Source organism: Paraburkholderia tropica, from assembly GCF_914484835.1.
Taxonomy (GTDB): Bacteria; Pseudomonadota; Gammaproteobacteria; order Burkholderiales; family Burkholderiaceae; genus Paraburkholderia; species Paraburkholderia tropica_A.
In genome coordinates, this window is the sequence record NZ_CAJZAR010000037.1 from 242,058 (window position 1) to 259,303 (window position 17,246).

Sequence of the window (17,246 nt, forward strand, 5' to 3'; positions counted from 1 at the left end):
GAACAGGGTTTTCGTCGCTCCCGCAGACTTTAGTGTGCGCGGATACCCCAAAAAATAACTTTGACAAACACTCTTAAGATATATATCTTAAGACATGTTTTAAGACACTCAGAGACAAGGAGGCCCCATGCGCCACCCTCATCACGCGTCCGGTCATCACGGACACCCCGCACATCACGGCCGTCGGGGCCGTCACGGCCAGCCGGAGCGCGAATTCGCCGACCGCCGCCGCGAAACGCTCGACCCTTCGGAACGCGCCGGGCGCACCGAATCCGCTGAAGACCGCTTCAACGCCGGCCGCCACGGCTTCAACGCCGCCCGCTTCGCCCTGCACCATCCGCTGCACGCGCTGCGTCACGCAATGGGCCGTCATCGCGGCGGCGAAGGCCCCGGTGATTTCAGCGAGGGCTTCGGCCGCGGCGGCGGTTTCGGCAATTTCGGCGACGGCGACGGTTTCGGCCGCGGCCGCAAGTTCAGCTCGGAAGACCTGCAGCTGATGCTGCTCGTGCTGCTCGCCGAGCGCCCGAGCCACGGCTACGAGCTGATCAAGGCGCTCGACGCGCGCTCGAACGGCTTCTACAGCCCGAGCCCCGGCATGGTCTATCCGGCGCTCACGTATCTCGAAGAACTCGGCTATGTGAGCGTGACGCTCGAAGGCAACCGCAAGCGCTACGAGCTGTCCGACGAAGGCCGCCAGTATCTGGATGCCAATCGCGAACGCGCCGACCTGATCCTCGCCAAGCTCACGCATTTCGGCCGCAAGATGGAAGTCATGCGCCGCGCGCTCGCGGGCGAAGATCCGTCGGACGGCACGGGCTGGGTGCGCGAGCTGATCGAGGCGCGCCGCGCGCTCAAGCGCGCGCTGCTGCGCCGAACCGACGTCGCGCCCGACGAGCAGCGCCGCATCGCGGCGATCCTCGCGCGCGCCACTCAGGAAATCGAAGGCAGCAACGGCGGCGGAGAGAACAGCGGCGCCTGACGCCCCCTTCTCGTTCCCCGTCGATCGACCGCCCCAACATCGGAGTCAAAGATGCAGAATCAAAGCAATCTCGAAGTCGTCCGCGTGCGACATCCGCTCAAGTTCCGCCTGCTGCGCGTGGTGCGCGTCGAGGCGCTGTCGTCCGCGCTCGTGCGCGTCACGCTCACGGGCGATCTCAGCGACTTCGTGTCGGCGTCGTTCGACGATCACGTGAAGGTGTTCTTCCCGCCCGAGGGCGCGAACCAGCCGGTGCTGCCGAGTCTCGGTCCCGACGGCATCGTGTTTCCCGAAGGCGTCGAGCGGCCCGCCGCGCGCGATTACACGCCGCGCCGCTTCGACCCGGTCGCCAACGAGCTCGATATCGAGTTCGCGCTGCACGAAGCCGGTCCCGCTACGGCGTGGGCCGCGCAGGCGCAGCCCGGCCAGTATCTCGGCGTCGGCGGCCCGCGCGGTTCGATGGTGATTCCCACGGGCTTCGACTGGCATCTGCTGATCGGCGACGAAACCGCCCTGCCCGCGATCCAGCGCCGCCTGAGCGAGCTGCCCGCCGGCGCGCGCGTGGCCGTGGTCGCCGAAGTGGCGAACCCCGCGGCGCGCATCGAACTGCCGACCGAAGCCGATCTCTACGCGACCTGGTGCTATCGTGAGGAATCCGAATCGGCAAACCCGCTCGTCGATGCAGTCGGCGAAGTCTGGTTGCCGCCCGGCGACGGCTACGTGTGGGCCGCGGGCGAAGCCTCGGTAATCCGCGCGGTACGCGCGCATCTGTGCAACGAGCGCGGCGTCGACAAGAAGCGCATTCGCGCATCGGCGTACTGGCGGCGCGGCGCGCAGGCCGCGCACGAAACGATCGACGATTGATTCACCGTCGATTGCCGATCGTCGAAACCCGCGCGCGCGGCCCCGCACTTTCGCGGGGCCGCGCGCGCTTGAACAAGGTCCCTGAATGACCCTAACGCTTAATCCGCTGCGCGAACGCACGCTGCTCTGGCTGCTCGCGCTCACGCAGTTCACCATCATCATGGACTTCATGGTGATGATGCCGCTCGGCCCGCAGATCATGGACGCGTTCGCGATCACGCCCGCGATGTTCGCGACGGCCGTGTCGGCGTATTCGTTGTGCTCGGGCTTGTCCGGGCTGTTCGCGGCCACCTATATCGACCGCTTCGACCGGCGCCGTCTGCTACAGGTCTCGTATGCGCTGTTCGCGCTCTCGAACCTCGCCTGCGCGTTCGCGACGAACTTTCATCTGCTGCTGTTCGCGCGCGCGTTCGCGGGTCTCACGGGCGGCGTGCTCGGCTCCATCGTGATGGCGATCGTCAGCGACGTGATTCCGGTGCAGCGCCGCGGCGCAGCGACCGGCGTGATCATGATGGGCTTCTCGATGGCCGCGATCGCGGGCGTGCCGGCCGGCATCGTGCTCGGCGCGCACTTCGGCTGGAGCGCGCCGTTCCTGCTGCTCGTCGTGCTCTCGGCCGTGATCTGGGTGGCGGGTTCGCGCGTGATTCCGCCGCTCACGGAGCACGTCGACCGCGACACGCCGCTCGGCGAAATCGTGCCGCGTCTGTGGCAGTTGCTCACGCTGCCGCGCCATATGAAGGCGTTCGCGCTCACCTTCACGATGATGTGCGCGCACATGCTCGTGATCCCGTTCATCTCGCCGATGCTGGTCGCCAACTACGGCGTCGCGCCCGAGCAGCTGTCGTGGCTCTATGTAGCGGGCGGCGCGTCGACGTTCCTGACGGCGCGCGCGGTCGGCCGTCTCGCGGATCGCTACGGCAAGCGCCGCGTGTTCCGCGTGATGGCGCTCGTGTCGATCGCGCCGGTGCTGTTCGTCACGCATCTGCCGGTGCTGCCGTTCATCGTGATGGTCGGCTTCTTCGCGGTGTTCATGATCGCGCTGTCGAGCCGCATGGTGCCGATGCAGGCGCTGCTCACGACGATTCCCGAGCCCGCGCGGCGCGGCGCGTTCCTGAGCGCAAACAATGCGGTGCAGGCGCTGGGCACGGGTATTGGTGCATGGGTCGGCGGGCTGCTGCTGCAGAACGGTCCGCACGGCACGATTATCGGCTTCGGCTACAACGGCTGGCTCGCGGCGGCGCTGGCCGTGGTGGCGGTGCTGTGGGTCGGCAAGGTGCGTGGGTTCGGCGATGAAACGGGCGATGATGCCGAGCATCGCGCGCCAGACGCGGGCGCAGCGGCCAAGGCCTGATCCAACTTTTACGACGCCCATGAAAAAACGCGCGGCGGACTCGATGTCCGCCGCGCGTTCTTTGACGTCCAGGCCAACCGCGCCGCTTACCCCGCCCGCGCCTTCCTGCGCGCGCGCACCGCTTCCGCGAGCCCATCCAGCACGGGCTCGGTTTGCGCCCAGCTGATGCACGCATCGGTGATCGACACGCCGCGCTTGAGCGGCACGCCCGGCTGTTGATCCTGGCGCCCTTCTTCCAGATGGCTCTCGATCATCACGCCGACGATGCGCGCATCGCCGCCCTTCAACTGTTCGCCGATATCGCGCGCGACATCGATCTGACGCTGATGCTGCTTGCTCGAATTCGCGTGCGAGCAGTCGATCATCACTTCCTCGCGCAGCCCCGCCTTCGTCAGCGAAGCGCAGCACGCGGCCACCGACGCCGCGTCGTAATTCGGCCCGCTCTTGCCGCCGCGCAGAATCACGTGGCACGCGTCGTTGCCGCGCGTTTCGAAGATTGCGGCCATGCCCATCTTCGTCATGCCCATGAACGCGTGGCTCGCGCTCGCGGCCACGATGGCGTCCGCCGCGACCTGCACGCCGCCGTCGGTGCCGTTCTTGAAGCCGATCGGGCAGGACAGCCCCGACGCCAGTTGCCGATGGCTCTGGCTCTCCGTCGTGCGCGCGCCGATCGCGCCCCACGCCACCAGATCGGCGATGTATTGCGGGCTCAGCAGGTCGAGGAATTCGGTGCCGGTCGGCAGGCCGAGCGCGTTGATGTCGAGCAGCAGCTCACGCGCCTTGCGCAGACCTTCGTTGATGCGGAAGCTGCCGTCCAGACGCGGATCGTTGATATAGCCCTTCCAGCCCACCGTCGTGCGCGGCTTCTCGAAGTAGACACGCATCACGATCAGCAGATCGTCCTTCAGCGTGTCGGCCTTCGCCTTGAGCAGCTTCGCGTATTCGATGGCCTGGTCGTGGTCGTGGATCGAGCACGGGCCGACCACGATCACGAGGCGGTCGTCGCGCTGCGCGAGCACCTCGGCGATCTGCGCGCGGCTCGTTTCGACGAGCGTCTGCGTGCTCTGCGGCACCGGCAGTTCGTCGAGCAGCAGCGCGGGCGAAATGAGCGGACGCACGGCGCCGATGCGCACGTCGTCGATGCGGGTGGTGTCCTGGGTGGCGTCGGCAAAGCCGACTTCCTGGTCGTGCTGCGGGTTGTCGATACGGCTCAAGGTGCTCTCCAGTCTCATGCAACGCCTGCGCTTTCCATGCAGATTTCGTGCAGATGAAGCGGACGCGGCGCACGCGTCTCGCGGGGGACAAGCCGCGATTATCGCATCTGCCGCATCTTCGCCGTAAACGAAACGAGGCGGCTCGCGGCCGCCTCGTTGTGTGTTTGCGTCACATGAACGCGAAAGCGCACAGGCTCAGTTCGCCGTGCCGCCCATCGGATAGCCCTTGCCCGCCAGCCGCTTCGCGATGCGCACGAGCGCGAGCCACTGCTGGGCCATCAGGCCTTCGCCGTAGTTCACGCCCTTGCCCTGCGGCGCGGGAAGCTGGTCGCGGATGCCCGTGGGTTCCAGCGTCTTGTCCCAGGACGCCGTGCGGAACATCACGTCCCACCACGAAAACAGCACGCCGAAGTTGCAGCCGTAGCGCGTGCCTTCGTGACCATAGCCAATCGCGTGATGGCGGCGATGAAACGCCGGGCTCACGAGCATGCGCTCCAGCACCCAGCCGTAGTCGAGCCGCGCGTTCACGTGCTGCACGGCCTGCAGGAAGTTGCTCACCGCGATCAGCACGACGAACTGCGCGGGCGGCACGCCGATGAACAGCGAAATGGCCGCGAAGAACGCCGCCTGCACGATGTCGTCGAGAAAATGATTGCGATCGTCACACCAGAGCGACATCTGCTGCTGGCTATGGTGCACCGCGTGCAGTTCCCACCACACGCCGAAGCGATGCTGCCAGCGGTGATACCAGTAACCCGCGAAATCGAGCACGACCAGATAGATCACGAACGAGACGTAGGGCTTGTCGGTCACGCCGGGCCAGAGGCTGTCCACTTCGATGTTCGGAATATTGTGGATCGCCATCGCGCTCTGCAGCCGGTTGAACAGCGGCGTGAGCATGAAGAAGAACGCCATGTTCAGAATGCCGAGCTTCGCGATCCACGTGTACCAGACGTCGGCGCGCAGCGCCTTGCGGTCCTGCCACGCTTCGGCCGGGCGCAGCGCTTCGAGCGGACGCAGCAGCACGTAGGTCAGCAGGATTTCGAGCACGCCGACGATCACCCAGTAGAGCGCGTCGTAGGTGTCCTCGTCGTAGCCCATCAGGCCGACCTTGTAGAAGATCGGCTGCACGACGTCCACGTAGACGAGCGTCTGCAGCCACGAAACGAGGTTGTCGGCCTGCGAAAGCAGCGTGTCAAGCATCGGGACTCCCGCTCGTCAGTCTGGATTCGGCGCGTAGAACGGCGCGCTGTTCGCGAAGTAGATGCCGTGCGGCGAGCGGCCCACGGCGATCGTGTCGATCAGCTTGCGCGTCGTGAGGTCGATGACGCCCACGTGCTTCGCGAAGCGGAACGTAACCCACAGATAGCGTTTGTCGGCGGAAAGTTCCATGTCGTCGGGACCGGGGCGCAGGCCCGTGATGTCGGCGACCTTGGTCAGCGTCGTGTAATCGAGAATACTGATGGTGCTTTCGACGCGATTCGACACGGCGATGTGCTTGCCGTCGTCGAGATTGCGGAAATTGTGCGCGCCGCGCCCGGTCTGGATCTTCTTGACCAGCGTGCGGTTGTGCCAGTCCACCACGGCCACGTCGTCCTCGCCCGTCATGCCGACCAGCAGGTACTTGTCGCCGGGCGTCATCCACAGGCCCGCGGGCGTGTTGCCGATATGCAGCTTCCAGAGCACGGTTTGCGTCGGCAGGTCGATGGCCGCCACTTCGCCGGTGTCCTGCAGCGTCACGAACGCGGTCTTGTTGTCCGACGCGAAGGTGATGTGGCTCGGCGTCTTCGCGAGCGGAATGCGCTTGACGAGCGTGACGTCGTGGCCGTTGTAGCTGTAGATGTCCACGCGGTCCAGACGCAGGCCGGCGGTCACGAACCACTTACGGTCGGGCGAGAAGCCGAGCTGGTACGGATCTTCGATCCCTTCGACGCGACGCTGCACCTTGCCGCTGTGCGGGTCGAGGAACATCAGGTCGTTCGAGACCGAATCGGCGACGATCAGCGACTGGCCGTCGGGCGTGATCATCAGGTGATGCGGTTCCTTGCCGGTGGGCTCGGTGCCCACGACGGTGCGGCTCGCTTCGTCGATCAGCGAGAGCTGCGCCTCGCCGGAGTCGAGCACGATGACCTTGTCGTTCGGATTGACGTTGGCGTCGGCGTGGGCCAGCGCGCTGCACGCGAGGCCGCCCGCGAGGAGCGCCGCTGCGGCGCGTTTGCGGGTCAGGGAGAAAATCGGGAAATGGGACATTTCTTAAGGGCGTCAGACCGGGGGGGATTGCCGGGAAAAGCGCGCGGGGCCGGTTTGTGCTGAGATAGGTGCTGGTGCGCCGCAACGCGGGCGAAAGCCAGATGAAACCTCATTGAAACCGGGCAGCGAATCGCGCGCCGAGGATCATCTGCTTAACGCGCGAGCGATGCATTCCGATGACGCGCGCGGCACATTCTGACGCGCTTTTCTGCTGATTTCCGACAATTTGTGAGCGGCGGCGCGCGCCAGGCGCGTGTGTTCCGGCCCCGCAACCGCGACGAGGCGCCCATGCACCACCGCACCCGCGACGACGATCTGCGCGACGTGCCCGACGGTCTCTCCGCGGGCACGGTGCGCAAGGTACGCGAAGCGCTCGAGGGCCGCCGGCGCGGCGCCGCGCTGCTGCTGCCGCTCGCGGGCCCGGCCGTGATCGTCTCGGTCGCGTACATGGACCCCGGCAACTTCGCGACCAACATCCAGGCGGGCGCGCGCTACGGCTACGCGCTGCTGTGGGTCGTGCTGCTCGCGAATCTCGTGGCGATGCTGTTCCAGGGCCTCTCGGCGAAACTCGGCATCGTCACGGGCCGCAATCTCGCCGAACTGTGCCGCGAACGCCTGCCCGCGCCGCTCGTCTGGTGCATGTGGATCGTCAGCGAGATCGCCGCCATGGCGACCGATCTCGCCGAATTCCTCGGCGGCGCGATCGGCCTCGCGCTGCTGTTCCATCTGCCGCTGATCGCGGGCATGGCCGTCACGGCGCTCATCACCTACGGGCTGCTGTTCTTCGAGCGCGCGGGTTTCCGGCCGCTCGAACTCGTGATCGGCGCGCTCGTGGGCATGATCGGCCTGTGCTATCTGCTCGAACTTTTTATCGTGCCGGTCGCGTGGCCGGGCGTGCTGCGCGGCGCTTTCACGCCGCATCTGCCCGACGCGCAGGCGGTCACGATCGCGGTCGGCATCGTCGGCGCGACGGTCATGCCGCACGCGCTCTTTCTGCATTCGGGGCTCACGCAGGCACGCGTGCAGCCGCGCAACGACGGCGAGCGCGCGCGCCTGTTGCGCTATTCGAACGTCGAGGTGGTGGCCGCGCTCGCGTTCGCGGGCGTCATCAACATGGCGATGGTGATCATGGCGTCGGCGTCGTTTCATCAGGGCCACGCCGATGTCGCCGAAATCGAGACCGCATGGCACACGCTCGCGCCGCTGTTCGGCGTGGCCGCGGCGGGCATCTTTCTGGTCTCGCTGATCGCCTCGGGCATTTCGAGTTCGGTGGTCGGCACGCTCGCGGGACAGATGATCATGCAGGGTTTCGTGGGCTTCCAGATTCCGCTCAGGCTGCGCCGCCTCGTGACGATGGCGCCGAGCTTCGCGGTCGTGGGACTCGGCGTGAACGCCACCGATGCGCTGGTCGCGAGCCAGGTCGTGCTGAGCCTCGCGCTGCCCTTTCCGATGGCCGCGCTCGTGAGCTTCACCTGCCGGCGCGACATCATGGGCGCGTACGCGAACCGCGCGTGGGTGGCGTGGCTCGCGGTGCTCGGCGCGGTGGCCGTGCTCGCGCTCAACGCGCTGCTGCTCGTGCAGGCGCTGGGCGTGAGCGTGCCGGGATTGGGCTAATGGGCTATGAACGAACGCAGCGCCATAAAAACCCTGCACAAAGCGGGGCTAAAAACCTCGACGAGTACCCGCCCTCACCAGACCGCCAACCAACGTTAGCAACGCTTCAGCGCGAAGCGTGCAGCACGCGACGCCCAATCCGAGCGATTCGCGCAAGATCGCCCCTATGCGTGCGCGAACCGTTCATCGACTACCGCGTCGGCGAACGCCGATCGGCGTGACGCGTGCAAACTCGCGCAAAACCATGCACCATTACCGTTTTCAACGCGCCGGCCCTCGCGCCGGATGCACACTTCGCAACTTAGCGCCACACATCGCCACAACCGAGCGACCTGCCATGACGAATCAGCCTGCCCAAGCCGCGCCCGAACAGCCCGTCGACATGATCATCTTCGGCGGCGGAGGCGACCTGGCCGCGCGCAAACTGCTCCCCGCGCTCTACATGGCGCATCTGCACGGCAACCTCCCTGCCGAGACGCGCATCATCGCCGTCGGCCGCAAGAACTGGACCATCGACGACTATCGCAAGTTCATGGACGAGCAGTCGCGTCCGTTCATCGACGCCAAGGCCTTCGACGCTCAAGCGTGGGACCGTTATCTGAGCCTGTTCCAGTACGTGATCATCGACGTGAACGATCCCGCCGATTACGCGCATCTGAAGCAGGCTTCGCGCGAGCACGCGCTGCGCGTGTTCTATCTCTCGACCTCGCCCGAACTGTTCACGACGATCTGCGACAACCTCTCGGCCGGCGGTCTGCTCGACAGCCAGTCGCGCGTCGTGCTCGAAAAACCGCTCGGCCACGACCTCGCTTCGGCGCAGGAGATCAACGAGTCGGTGGGCCGTCACTTCGCGGAATCGCAGATCTACCGCATCGACCATTATCTCGGCAAGGAAACGGTGCAGAACCTGATGGTGCTGCGCTTCGGCAACCCGATCTTCGGGCCGCTGTGGCAAGCGCCGTATATCCGCAGCGTGCAGATCACGGTGGCCGAAACGGTGGGCGTGGGCAGCCGCGCGGGCTTCTACGATCACACGGGCGCGCTGCGCGACATGGTGCAGAACCACCTGCTGCAACTGCTCTGCATCGTGGCGATGGAGCCGCCCGTCTCGCTCGATCCTGACGCGGTGCGCGACGAAAAGCTCAAGGTGCTGCGCTCGCTGCGTCCGATGTCGCTCGCCGATATCGCGCGCGACACGGTGCGCGGCCAGTACGCGGCGGGCGCCGTCGACGGTCAGCCGGTGAAGGGCTATCTGGAAGAAGACAATGTGCCGGCCGACAGCAAGGCCGAGACCTTCGTGGCGATCCGCGCGCACATCAACAACTGGCGCTGGGCCAACGTGCCGTTCTTCCTGCGCACGGGCAAGCGCCTGCAAAAGCGCCAGTCGGAAATCGTGATCGAATTCGCGGACCTGCCGTTCTCGATCTTCCCGAGCGGCCCGCGCAATTACGGCAATCGCCTCGTGATCCAGTTGCAGCCGGAAGAATCGATCCAGTTGCAGATGCTCGCGAAGGAACCGGGCAGCGGCATGAACATGCTGCCGGTGAACCTGAATCTGGACCTGCAGCAGGCGATTCCCGAACGCCGCGCGGAAGCGTACGAGCGTCTGCTGATCGACGTGATTCGCGGCCGTCTCACGCACTTCATGCGCCGCGACGAACTCGAAGCCGCGTGGACGTGGGTCGAGCCGATCCTCGACGGCTGGAAGGAACTGAACGACCGCCCGCGCACGTACACGGCGGGCACGTTCGGCCCGGCGGCTTCGTCGGCGCTGCTCGCGCGCGAGAACATGTCGTGGGCCGAAGAGGCTTGATCGTTTTGCTTTGAGTTTTCAGGCATGAAAAAACGCCGCGCTTCGTGCGCGGCGTTTTCGTTTGAGCGTGCCTGAGTCTGCTTGAGTCTGCTTGAGTGACGATATCGCAGCGATATCCGCCCACTGCGGACTAGCCGCGATCGTTGCGTCCGTCGCCAGGCGGCGCGCTCTCGGCGCCCGCGCGCTCGGGATGAAACAGATCGAGCCCGGCGAACACCACCACGCCGCTCAGCGCCATCATCGGCACCGAATGGCGGCCCAGAAAGAGAATCAACGCGGCCAGCCACGTCGAAATACAAAAAGCGCCGATGCGCCGCATGTTGCCACTCCACTGACTGCCCGCGCGACGTTGGCCCTCGATGGACGGAACGCGCGCGTTCTGCTGTTGTCTGCCTGAAAAAAATCGATGCGTGCTAGCCGAGCGTCGCGCGCGCCGTGCGCAAGCGGCTCACGGTGTCGACGAACGCCTCGCCGCCCAGCGAGCGCTTGATGCGTCCCGTGACCGTCGCGCTCGCGTGATGCAGCGCCTCGCGAATGGCCTGCGCCTGCGCGGTGGGCACGATGGCCACTTCGCGCTGGTCGCCTTCGGTGCGCTGACGCTCGACATAGCCGCGCGCCTCCAGACCGTCAATGACGCGCGTGGCCGTGGGCCGCGCGATCGAGAGCATTTCCGAAAGCTCGTGCTGCAACGAACCCGGCCGCTCCAGCACCGCGCGCAGCATGAAACCCTGCGGCGGCGTGAGGCCGAAAGGCTCGAAAGCTTCGGACCACTCGCGTTCGAGGCGGCGGGCCAGCGCCGACGTGTTGAAGTAAAGACACTGATCGAACATGGCCACAGGATAACCGTTTGTCGTTAGCCATGCAATCAATCGCACGCGATCGAGTCCTTTTTTAAGGCACTTTCGAATTCGTCCGATGCGACTTCGCGCATGTTTCGAACGCGCTTCGGGCACCTTCAATCCGCGAACGAGAGCGCGCGCGAATGCGCCTTCGCGACCTGCTGCAACGCGCGCCGCAACGCGCTGTCACGGCGCAGCAGTTCCTCCATCACCGCGATCGACAACGTGCCCGCCGCGCCTTCGCCGAGCAGTTGCGCCTTGAGCGCTCCATACGCGCCCTCCATCGACTGCGAGAGATTTTCGATCAGCGCGCTGTCTTCGCCGGGCGATCGCGGACGATTTTCCGTGTCCTGCCCCGGCTGATCGGCATGATCGACGGCCTCGATCGCATCGAGCAACGCGAGCGCGCGGCGCTCGAACACCGCGTAGCTTGCGGCGATGTTCGCGTCGGGCAACACGCTCGCGAGCGCCGCCGCCTGCATGGCCTGCTCCGCCGCGCTCTCGTGATAACGCAACTCGCGCAACGACTCCGCGAGCGCGGCCGCCGTCGCGGGCACCATCTCCTGCCGATTCATTCGCTGTGCGAACTTCTGTGCCGCGTTGAACAATCGCGTGGTCGCGCCTTGCTCGTGCGCGAGCGCGTGAGCGTCGCCGCCCGCAAGCGTCATGCGCACCATGCGGCGCACGATCGCGCCGATGCGCGTCACTTCGAGTCGCAGCGCGTCCGCGGCGAGTTCGGGCACCACGGCGACGGTGTCGTCGAGAAATTGCGGCGCGCCCTCGTCGCCCTCGCGCGCGCGAAAGCGGCGCAGCAGCCAGCGCGTGAGACGCCCCGCCAGCGGCACCATGATGACGAGGCCCAGCACGTTGAACGCCGTGTGAAAAAGCGCGAGCGCGATGGCCGGATCGTGCGGCAGATGCAGCCAGTCGCCCACGCGCACGATGAAGTCGATCATCCACGGCAGCAGCGCCGTGGCGACGAGTCCCGTCACCACGTTGAAGATCACCTGCGCGACCGCCGCGCGCCGCGCGTTGGGCGTCGCGCCCACGGCCGCCAGCAGCGCCGTGGCCGTGGTGCCGATATTCGCGCCGATGATCACGGCCGCGCCGCCCTGCGTGCTCAGCATGCCGCCCTGCGCGGCGGCCAGCGTGATGGTCATGGTCGCCGACGACGACTGCACGAGCAGCGTGATCACGAGGCCCGCGAACACCTGCATCAGCACCTCGACGAGCCCTTCGCCCTGCGGCAGCCGATATTGCGCGACGAGGCCCGTGAACGCGCCCTGCAACGTGGCGATGCCGATGAACAGGATGCCGAAGCCTGCGAGCGCGTCGCCGAGCGCGCCGCGCCGCTGCCCCACGCCCGTGAGGCGCAGCGCAATGCCGATGCCGACGAGCGGCAGCGCGAGCGCGTCGATCTTCATCTTCAGGCCGAGCAGCGAGACGATCCAGCCCGTGGTCGTCATGCCGAGATTGGCGCCGAACAGCACCCAGAGCGCGCCGCCGAGATCGAGCAGGCCCGCGTTCACGAAGCCGATCACCGCGACCGTCACCGCGCTCGACGACTGCACCAGCGCCGTGACCAGTACGCCCGACGCGAGACCCGCTGCGGGCGTGCGCGTCGCGCGGCTCAGGATCACCTCGAGCGCGGGACCGGCCGCGAGCTTCAGGCCGTTGGTCATCATCGTGATGCCGAGCAGAAACAGACCGATGCCGCCGATCAGCACGCCCAGCGATTCGACGAGGCCGCTCATGCGCGCGCGCCTTTATGCGCTGCGTGCGCACGCACGCTCGCGGGCATGGGCGATCCGTTAGCGAACCTGAGGCGACGCATGGCAACCTTCGCGCTTTGAACGTGTTGGACCGGCCAATAGTACGTGACCCGCTTTTTATATGACCGCAAAGTGAACGCTCATGCGCGATCATGCTTTCCGGTTATCAACTCATAACAAGCGCCGCATTAAAAACGAACGACCGGACGAATTTCTTCGCGATCCGCTATGATGCAAGGGATTCGACATCGCCCGCCTGCTTGACACAACACACACGGAGACATCCATGCAGATGCGTTGTTATTGCGTGACCCATCACGGCCAGCCGCTCGAACTCGTCCAGCGCGACACGCCGCAACCCAGGGGCACCGAAGTGCTCGTGCGCGTGAAAGCCGCCGGCCTGTGCCATTCCGACCTCCACATCTGGGAGGGCTACTACGATCTGGGCGGCGGCAAGAAGCTGTCGCTCGCCGACCGCGGCATCAAGCTGCCGCTCACGCTGAGCCATGAAATCTGCGGCGAGATCGTCGCGGCAGGCCCCGAAGCGGGCGACGTGAAAACCGGCACGGTGGCCGTGGTGCATCCGTGGATCGGCTGCGGCGAATGCGCGGCCTGCAAGCGCGGCGAAGAGAACATCTGCACGAAGCCGCAATCGCTCGGCGTGATGCGCGACGGCGGTTTCGCCGACTACGTGATCGTGCCGCATCCGCGCTATCTGGTCGATCTCGGCGGGCTCGATCCCGTGAAGGCCGCGCCGCTCGCCTGCGCGGGCGTCACCACGTATTCGGCGGTGAAGAAGTTCGGCGATCGCATCCACGAAGACGCGGTCGTGATCATCGGCGCGGGCGGGCTCGGCATGATGGCGATCGAAGTGCTCAAGGCGCTCGGCGCGAAAGGCGCGATCGTCGTCGACGTGGACGCCGCCAAGCGCGAAGCCGCGCTCAAGGTCGGCGCGCTGGCCGCCATCGACGCGCGCGCGCCCGACGCCGCGAAGCAGATCGCCGAAGCCACGGGCGGCGGCGCGCGCGCCGTGCTCGATCTCGTGGGCGCGACGCCCACGGTGAAACTCGCGCTCGATGCGTGCGCGCGCGGCGGTCATGTGGTGGTGGTCGGCCTGATGGGCGGCGACATCACGCTCTCGCTGCCGATCATTCCGATGCGTCCGCTCAAGATCGAAGGCAGCTATGTGGGCACGCTGCCCGAATTGCGCGAACTCGTCACGCTGATGCGCGAGGGCAAGATGCAGCCTTCGGCGGTGGTGCCGCGACCGCTCGGCGAAGTGAACGACGCGCTCGACGCGCTCGCGCACGGCAAGGTGATGGGCCGTCAGGTGTTGGTGCCGTAGAGGCGCTTTCGATCGATCCAAATAACAAGGTGCTATCGGAAGCGGCGCATAACGTCCCGGATGTTGTAACCCGGGACGGCTCTTTTAAGAATGCAATGGCACGCCCGATCGCGGCCATCGGAATGGTTCGCTGGCCGCTTCAAAGTAACTCAACGCGGCCGCGATCCCGTTTCGATTTTGGAAGCAACGTCAGAAGGCGTATCCGGAGATACCCATCCATGCTGAAATGGCCAGTATTGACCGCGATAGAACGTCAGTACGACAGGGCCATCTTTCAGCAAGTCGTCGAGGCGCACGACGATTCCATGACGTGAGTGCATCGAGTTGAGAGGCGAGTGATATCGCAATGCTCCTTGTTGAAAGACTTAACTCCGATGTGCAGCGCACGCTGCGAGATCGCTCTTCTTTTGCAATGTTCGCAGCGCGCGCTTGATGATTCTGTCTGTGGACGGATCATCCGCAGTCGCCCAGCGGGCACACAGTGCAACGACCCAGTCAGGTTGCGTCTTGCTTGCGTCGTTGAGCCAGTTGGCTACCGAATCCTGAACATAGCGAACGTCGTCTGTCTTAAGCGGCTCCAGCAATGGCAGGGCTATTCCTGGCTCGGCCTTGAGTCGTGCAATGTGTTCGCTCCACACCCCGCGCGGCCGGGTGCTCTCCACGGCGAAGCGGCGAATATTCGCATCCGTTGAAGTTGTCCAGACTCGCAGCAGCGTTATGGCGGATTCGATGTCACTCGAGATATAGGGCCGCGCTGCCATCCACGCCCACTCCCGCACGCCGAAATGACTATCCGCAGCGAATGGCCGTACCGAGTGGAGCCTGTCGTCCAACGAACGTGTTTCATCCGCACACGTCAGTGCGAAGACTGCCCAGGAACGCACCGTGTCCGATGCATGACACTGCAATCGCTCAGTCACCGCAGCAATCGCAGCCCTTCTGGATCCTCGCAATTCCTCGGCAATCGCCATCCCAATTGCACGAATCTGATAGCTGATTCCCTTGTTGGCTACCTCGTTGTGCGCGGCAAGGATGCGAGGTAACGCCTGCTTCAGCCCTACACCCGGAATTGCAGACTGCGCCAACAGGGCTTGGTCGATAGCCAGGCACTCAGCGAGGTTGCTGGTCGCTTCGGTGCCATCGTTCAACGCGGCAAGTCTTTCAGACGTCAATCGAGTCATTCAGGTGCTCCGAATATCAATCTTAAAGAAACGATGCTGCAGTATCTGAAGTCCAACGGACAGGTGACAGCATCTCAAGTGGATCGAGCGCGTTTCTGATTCGTTCGACCGTGCGCCAGTACGGGCTCTCCTTGCCCGCAATCAACGCCCCATGTCCCATATGGACGCGATAAGGCATGCATCCCGTCTCGCGTCCAGTTCGAAACAAGGCGTCCCAACACTCATCTGCGCGAGCGCAGCCCGACGCGTCGGCACCATTGAAAAGCAACGGCAACGTGCAGTCGAAACTGCGTTCCGAAAGGCATATAGCGTCACCGCGCTTTGAGCGAAAGCGTCTTGATGACATGCAACGAATGCAGCCAATCCGAGACAAGAGTCATTCACCTTTCACCTTATTTCGTCTAAATTTTAATTCGCATGACGAAATTATATAATTATTAAAAATTAAGGCGAGGCGAAGTTATTCAACAGTCGATCCTTCGTCACAGAAAATGTTGTAATCGTGGGCTTTTTGTTTAAATAGGAATTTACTGGTTTACGAATCAACTAACTGCGCGGCGGTACCAGTGATGCGCGCACGTGCCTGACTGGTGGCCTTACCCCAATCTTCACAAGTTAAGCCTGCCAAACTAGTTCATCGCGCATCCTGGCGAGCGCATCGTGCTCACCAGGATATGATCACCCAATTAATTCGGATACCTGATCAACGTGCCGCGTCGCCCATACGGTATTCGTGGCTCGCTTCGTCGAGTTGCTGCTTGAGCGCGGGGTCGAGCACGAGATCGGCGGCGGCAATCGACGCATCGAGTTGCTCGGGCCGGCTCGCGCCGATCAGCGCCGACGTCACCTGCGGATGCGCCAGCACCCACGCAATGGAAGCCGTCGTCAACGATTGCCCGCCCTGCTCCACGATCCCCCGCAGTTTCTCGATGCTCGCGAACTCGCGCTCGTGCCAGTAGCGGTCCTGATACATCGAACCGGCCACGCCCACGCTCTGCGTGAAGCGGCCTTCGGACGGCGCGCTGCCCTGCTGATACTTGCCGGTCAGCAGCCCGCCCGCGAGCGGGTTGTACGGAATCACCGCGAGCCCTTCCTCCTGCGCGAGCGGCAGCAGTTCGCGCTCGATCTGGCGGAACAGCAGGTTGTAGCGCGGCTGCACCGAAACGAAGCGCGCGCAGCGCAGAAAATCGGCGCGGCCGAGCGCACGCGCGAGCCGGTACGCCAGAAAATTCGATACGCCGATATAGCGCGCCTTGCCCGAACGCACGATCGTGTCGAGCGCTTCGATCGTTTCGTCGAGCGGCGTGTTGGCGTCGTCGGAGTGGAGCTGGTAGAGATCGACGTAATCGGTGCCGAGGCGGCGCAGCGAAGCGTCGATGGCATCGAGCAGATGCTTGCGCGACGCGCCCTGATCCCACGGCGACGGCCCGACCTTGCCAACCGCCTTGGTCGCCACGATGAAGCGCTCGCGGCGGCCCTTCTCCGCGTTGAGCCAGCGCCCGACGATCTCCTCGGTGCGGCCCGCGCATGTTTCGCCGCCGCCCAGCGGGTAGACGTCGGCGGTGTCGATGAAGTTGATGCCCGCGTCGGCGGCCTTGTCGAGAATGCGGCGGGACACGTCCTCCTCGGTCTGCAAACCGAAGGTCATGGTGCCCAGGCAAAGACGCGAAACGGTGAGGCCGGTCTGGCCGAAACGGCGGTATTGCATCGATGTCTCCTGTGGAAGCGGCGCGCGAATGACGAACGAAACATGCAGCCCAGCGAATGCAGACCGCACGTCAGCGCACGTCGGCGCGCAATGCTGCGAAGCATAACGCGGCTTTGCAGCGGACGCAGAAGACGCCCGCATCGCCTTACGAATCTGCAATCGAACTTCCCGGATTTTTCTAATCCTTTCCGTGCTTTCGCGATCCGTTCGGCGCGCATGGGGACGTAACCGCAATGAAGGTCTTATCGGCGGAACAACCGCAATCTGTGCGCTCTTATCGCGCCGTTGCCCGGGCCGCGCATGCTTTAAGCTCATACGG

General features: G+C 64.9%; 14 protein-coding genes. 6 read left to right on the forward strand and 8 right to left on the reverse strand.

Annotated features, from left to right (window positions below; all coding sequences use genetic code 11):
* The first annotated feature begins 127 nt into the window (after positions 1-127).
* The 3 genes from LDO54_RS09320 (at position 128) to LDO54_RS09330 (ending at position 3,191) form a co-directional block, all read left to right on the forward strand.
* Entirely contained in the window at positions 128-979 is an 852-nt protein-coding gene (locus tag LDO54_RS09320; protein ID WP_224009447.1) for a PadR family transcriptional regulator, read from the forward strand.
* 51 nt (positions 980-1,030) lie between these two features.
* Positions 1,031-1,840: a siderophore-interacting protein gene (locus LDO54_RS09325; RefSeq protein ID WP_224009449.1), complete on the forward strand. Its 810-nt coding sequence runs from the start codon at positions 1,031-1,033 to the stop codon at positions 1,838-1,840.
* Between the two features lie 85 nt (positions 1,841-1,925).
* Entirely contained in the window at positions 1,926-3,191 is a 1,266-nt protein-coding gene (locus tag LDO54_RS09330) for an MFS transporter (protein ID WP_224009451.1), read from the forward strand.
* Positions 3,192-3,277: 86 nt separating this feature from the next.
* Here LDO54_RS09330 and LDO54_RS09335 read toward each other — a convergent pair whose 3' ends face one another.
* From LDO54_RS09335 to LDO54_RS09345, 3 genes are all read right to left on the reverse strand, one after another.
* Positions 3,278-4,405 carry a 3-deoxy-7-phosphoheptulonate synthase gene (locus tag LDO54_RS09335; RefSeq protein ID WP_224009453.1) on the reverse strand — a complete coding sequence of 376 codons (1,128 nt, stop codon included), beginning with the start codon at positions 4,403-4,405 and terminating at the stop codon, positions 3,278-3,280.
* A gap of 195 nt (positions 4,406-4,600) precedes the next feature.
* Positions 4,601-5,608: a sterol desaturase family protein gene (locus LDO54_RS09340; RefSeq protein WP_224009455.1), complete on the reverse strand. Its 1,008-nt coding sequence runs from the start codon at positions 5,606-5,608 to the stop codon at positions 4,601-4,603.
* A 15-nt stretch (positions 5,609-5,623) separates the two neighbouring features.
* Positions 5,624-6,655: a YncE family protein gene (locus LDO54_RS09345; RefSeq protein WP_224009457.1), complete on the reverse strand. Its 1,032-nt coding sequence runs from the start codon at positions 6,653-6,655 to the stop codon at positions 5,624-5,626.
* A 288-nt stretch (positions 6,656-6,943) separates the two neighbouring features.
* Between LDO54_RS09345 and LDO54_RS09350 the strand changes: the two genes are divergently transcribed.
* Both LDO54_RS09350 and zwf read left to right on the forward strand, forming a co-directional pair.
* Complete coding sequence (locus tag LDO54_RS09350; protein ID WP_224009458.1) at positions 6,944-8,269, forward strand: Nramp family divalent metal transporter; 1,326 nt, start codon at positions 6,944-6,946, stop codon at positions 8,267-8,269.
* A 337-nt stretch (positions 8,270-8,606) separates the two neighbouring features.
* Entirely contained in the window at positions 8,607-10,082 is a 1,476-nt protein-coding gene (gene zwf, locus LDO54_RS09355) for a glucose-6-phosphate dehydrogenase (protein WP_224009460.1), read from the forward strand.
* A gap of 130 nt (positions 10,083-10,212) precedes the next feature.
* Here the strand turns inward: zwf and LDO54_RS09360 are convergent, their stop codons facing one another.
* The 3 genes from LDO54_RS09360 to LDO54_RS09370 form a co-directional block, all read right to left on the reverse strand.
* Positions 10,213-10,401: a hypothetical protein gene (locus LDO54_RS09360; protein ID WP_224009736.1), complete on the reverse strand. Its 189-nt coding sequence runs from the start codon at positions 10,399-10,401 to the stop codon at positions 10,213-10,215.
* Positions 10,402-10,495: 94 nt separating this feature from the next.
* Entirely contained in the window at positions 10,496-10,912 is a 417-nt protein-coding gene (locus LDO54_RS09365) for a MarR family winged helix-turn-helix transcriptional regulator (protein ID WP_224009462.1), read from the reverse strand.
* Positions 10,913-11,037: 125 nt separating this feature from the next.
* The gene (locus LDO54_RS09370) at positions 11,038-12,675 is read right to left on the reverse strand and encodes a Na/Pi cotransporter family protein (protein WP_224009463.1); all 1,638 of its coding nucleotides are present in this window, start codon (positions 12,673-12,675) and stop codon (positions 11,038-11,040) included.
* Positions 12,676-12,985: 310 nt separating this feature from the next.
* On the opposite strand from LDO54_RS09370, the gene LDO54_RS09375 reads away from it, so the two are divergent.
* Entirely contained in the window at positions 12,986-14,038 is a 1,053-nt protein-coding gene (locus LDO54_RS09375) for an alcohol dehydrogenase (RefSeq protein ID WP_224009720.1), read from the forward strand.
* Positions 14,039-14,403: 365 nt separating this feature from the next.
* On the opposite strand, the gene LDO54_RS09380 is transcribed toward LDO54_RS09375, so the two are convergent.
* Positions 14,404-15,219, reverse strand: coding sequence for a DNA alkylation repair protein (locus tag LDO54_RS09380; RefSeq protein WP_224009472.1), 816 nt, complete (start codon positions 15,217-15,219; stop codon positions 14,404-14,406).
* A 703-nt stretch (positions 15,220-15,922) separates the two neighbouring features.
* The gene (locus tag LDO54_RS09385; RefSeq protein ID WP_224009474.1) at positions 15,923-16,927 is read right to left on the reverse strand and encodes an aldo/keto reductase; all 1,005 of its coding nucleotides are present in this window, start codon (positions 16,925-16,927) and stop codon (positions 15,923-15,925) included.
* Positions 16,928-17,246 lie beyond the last annotated feature (319 nt).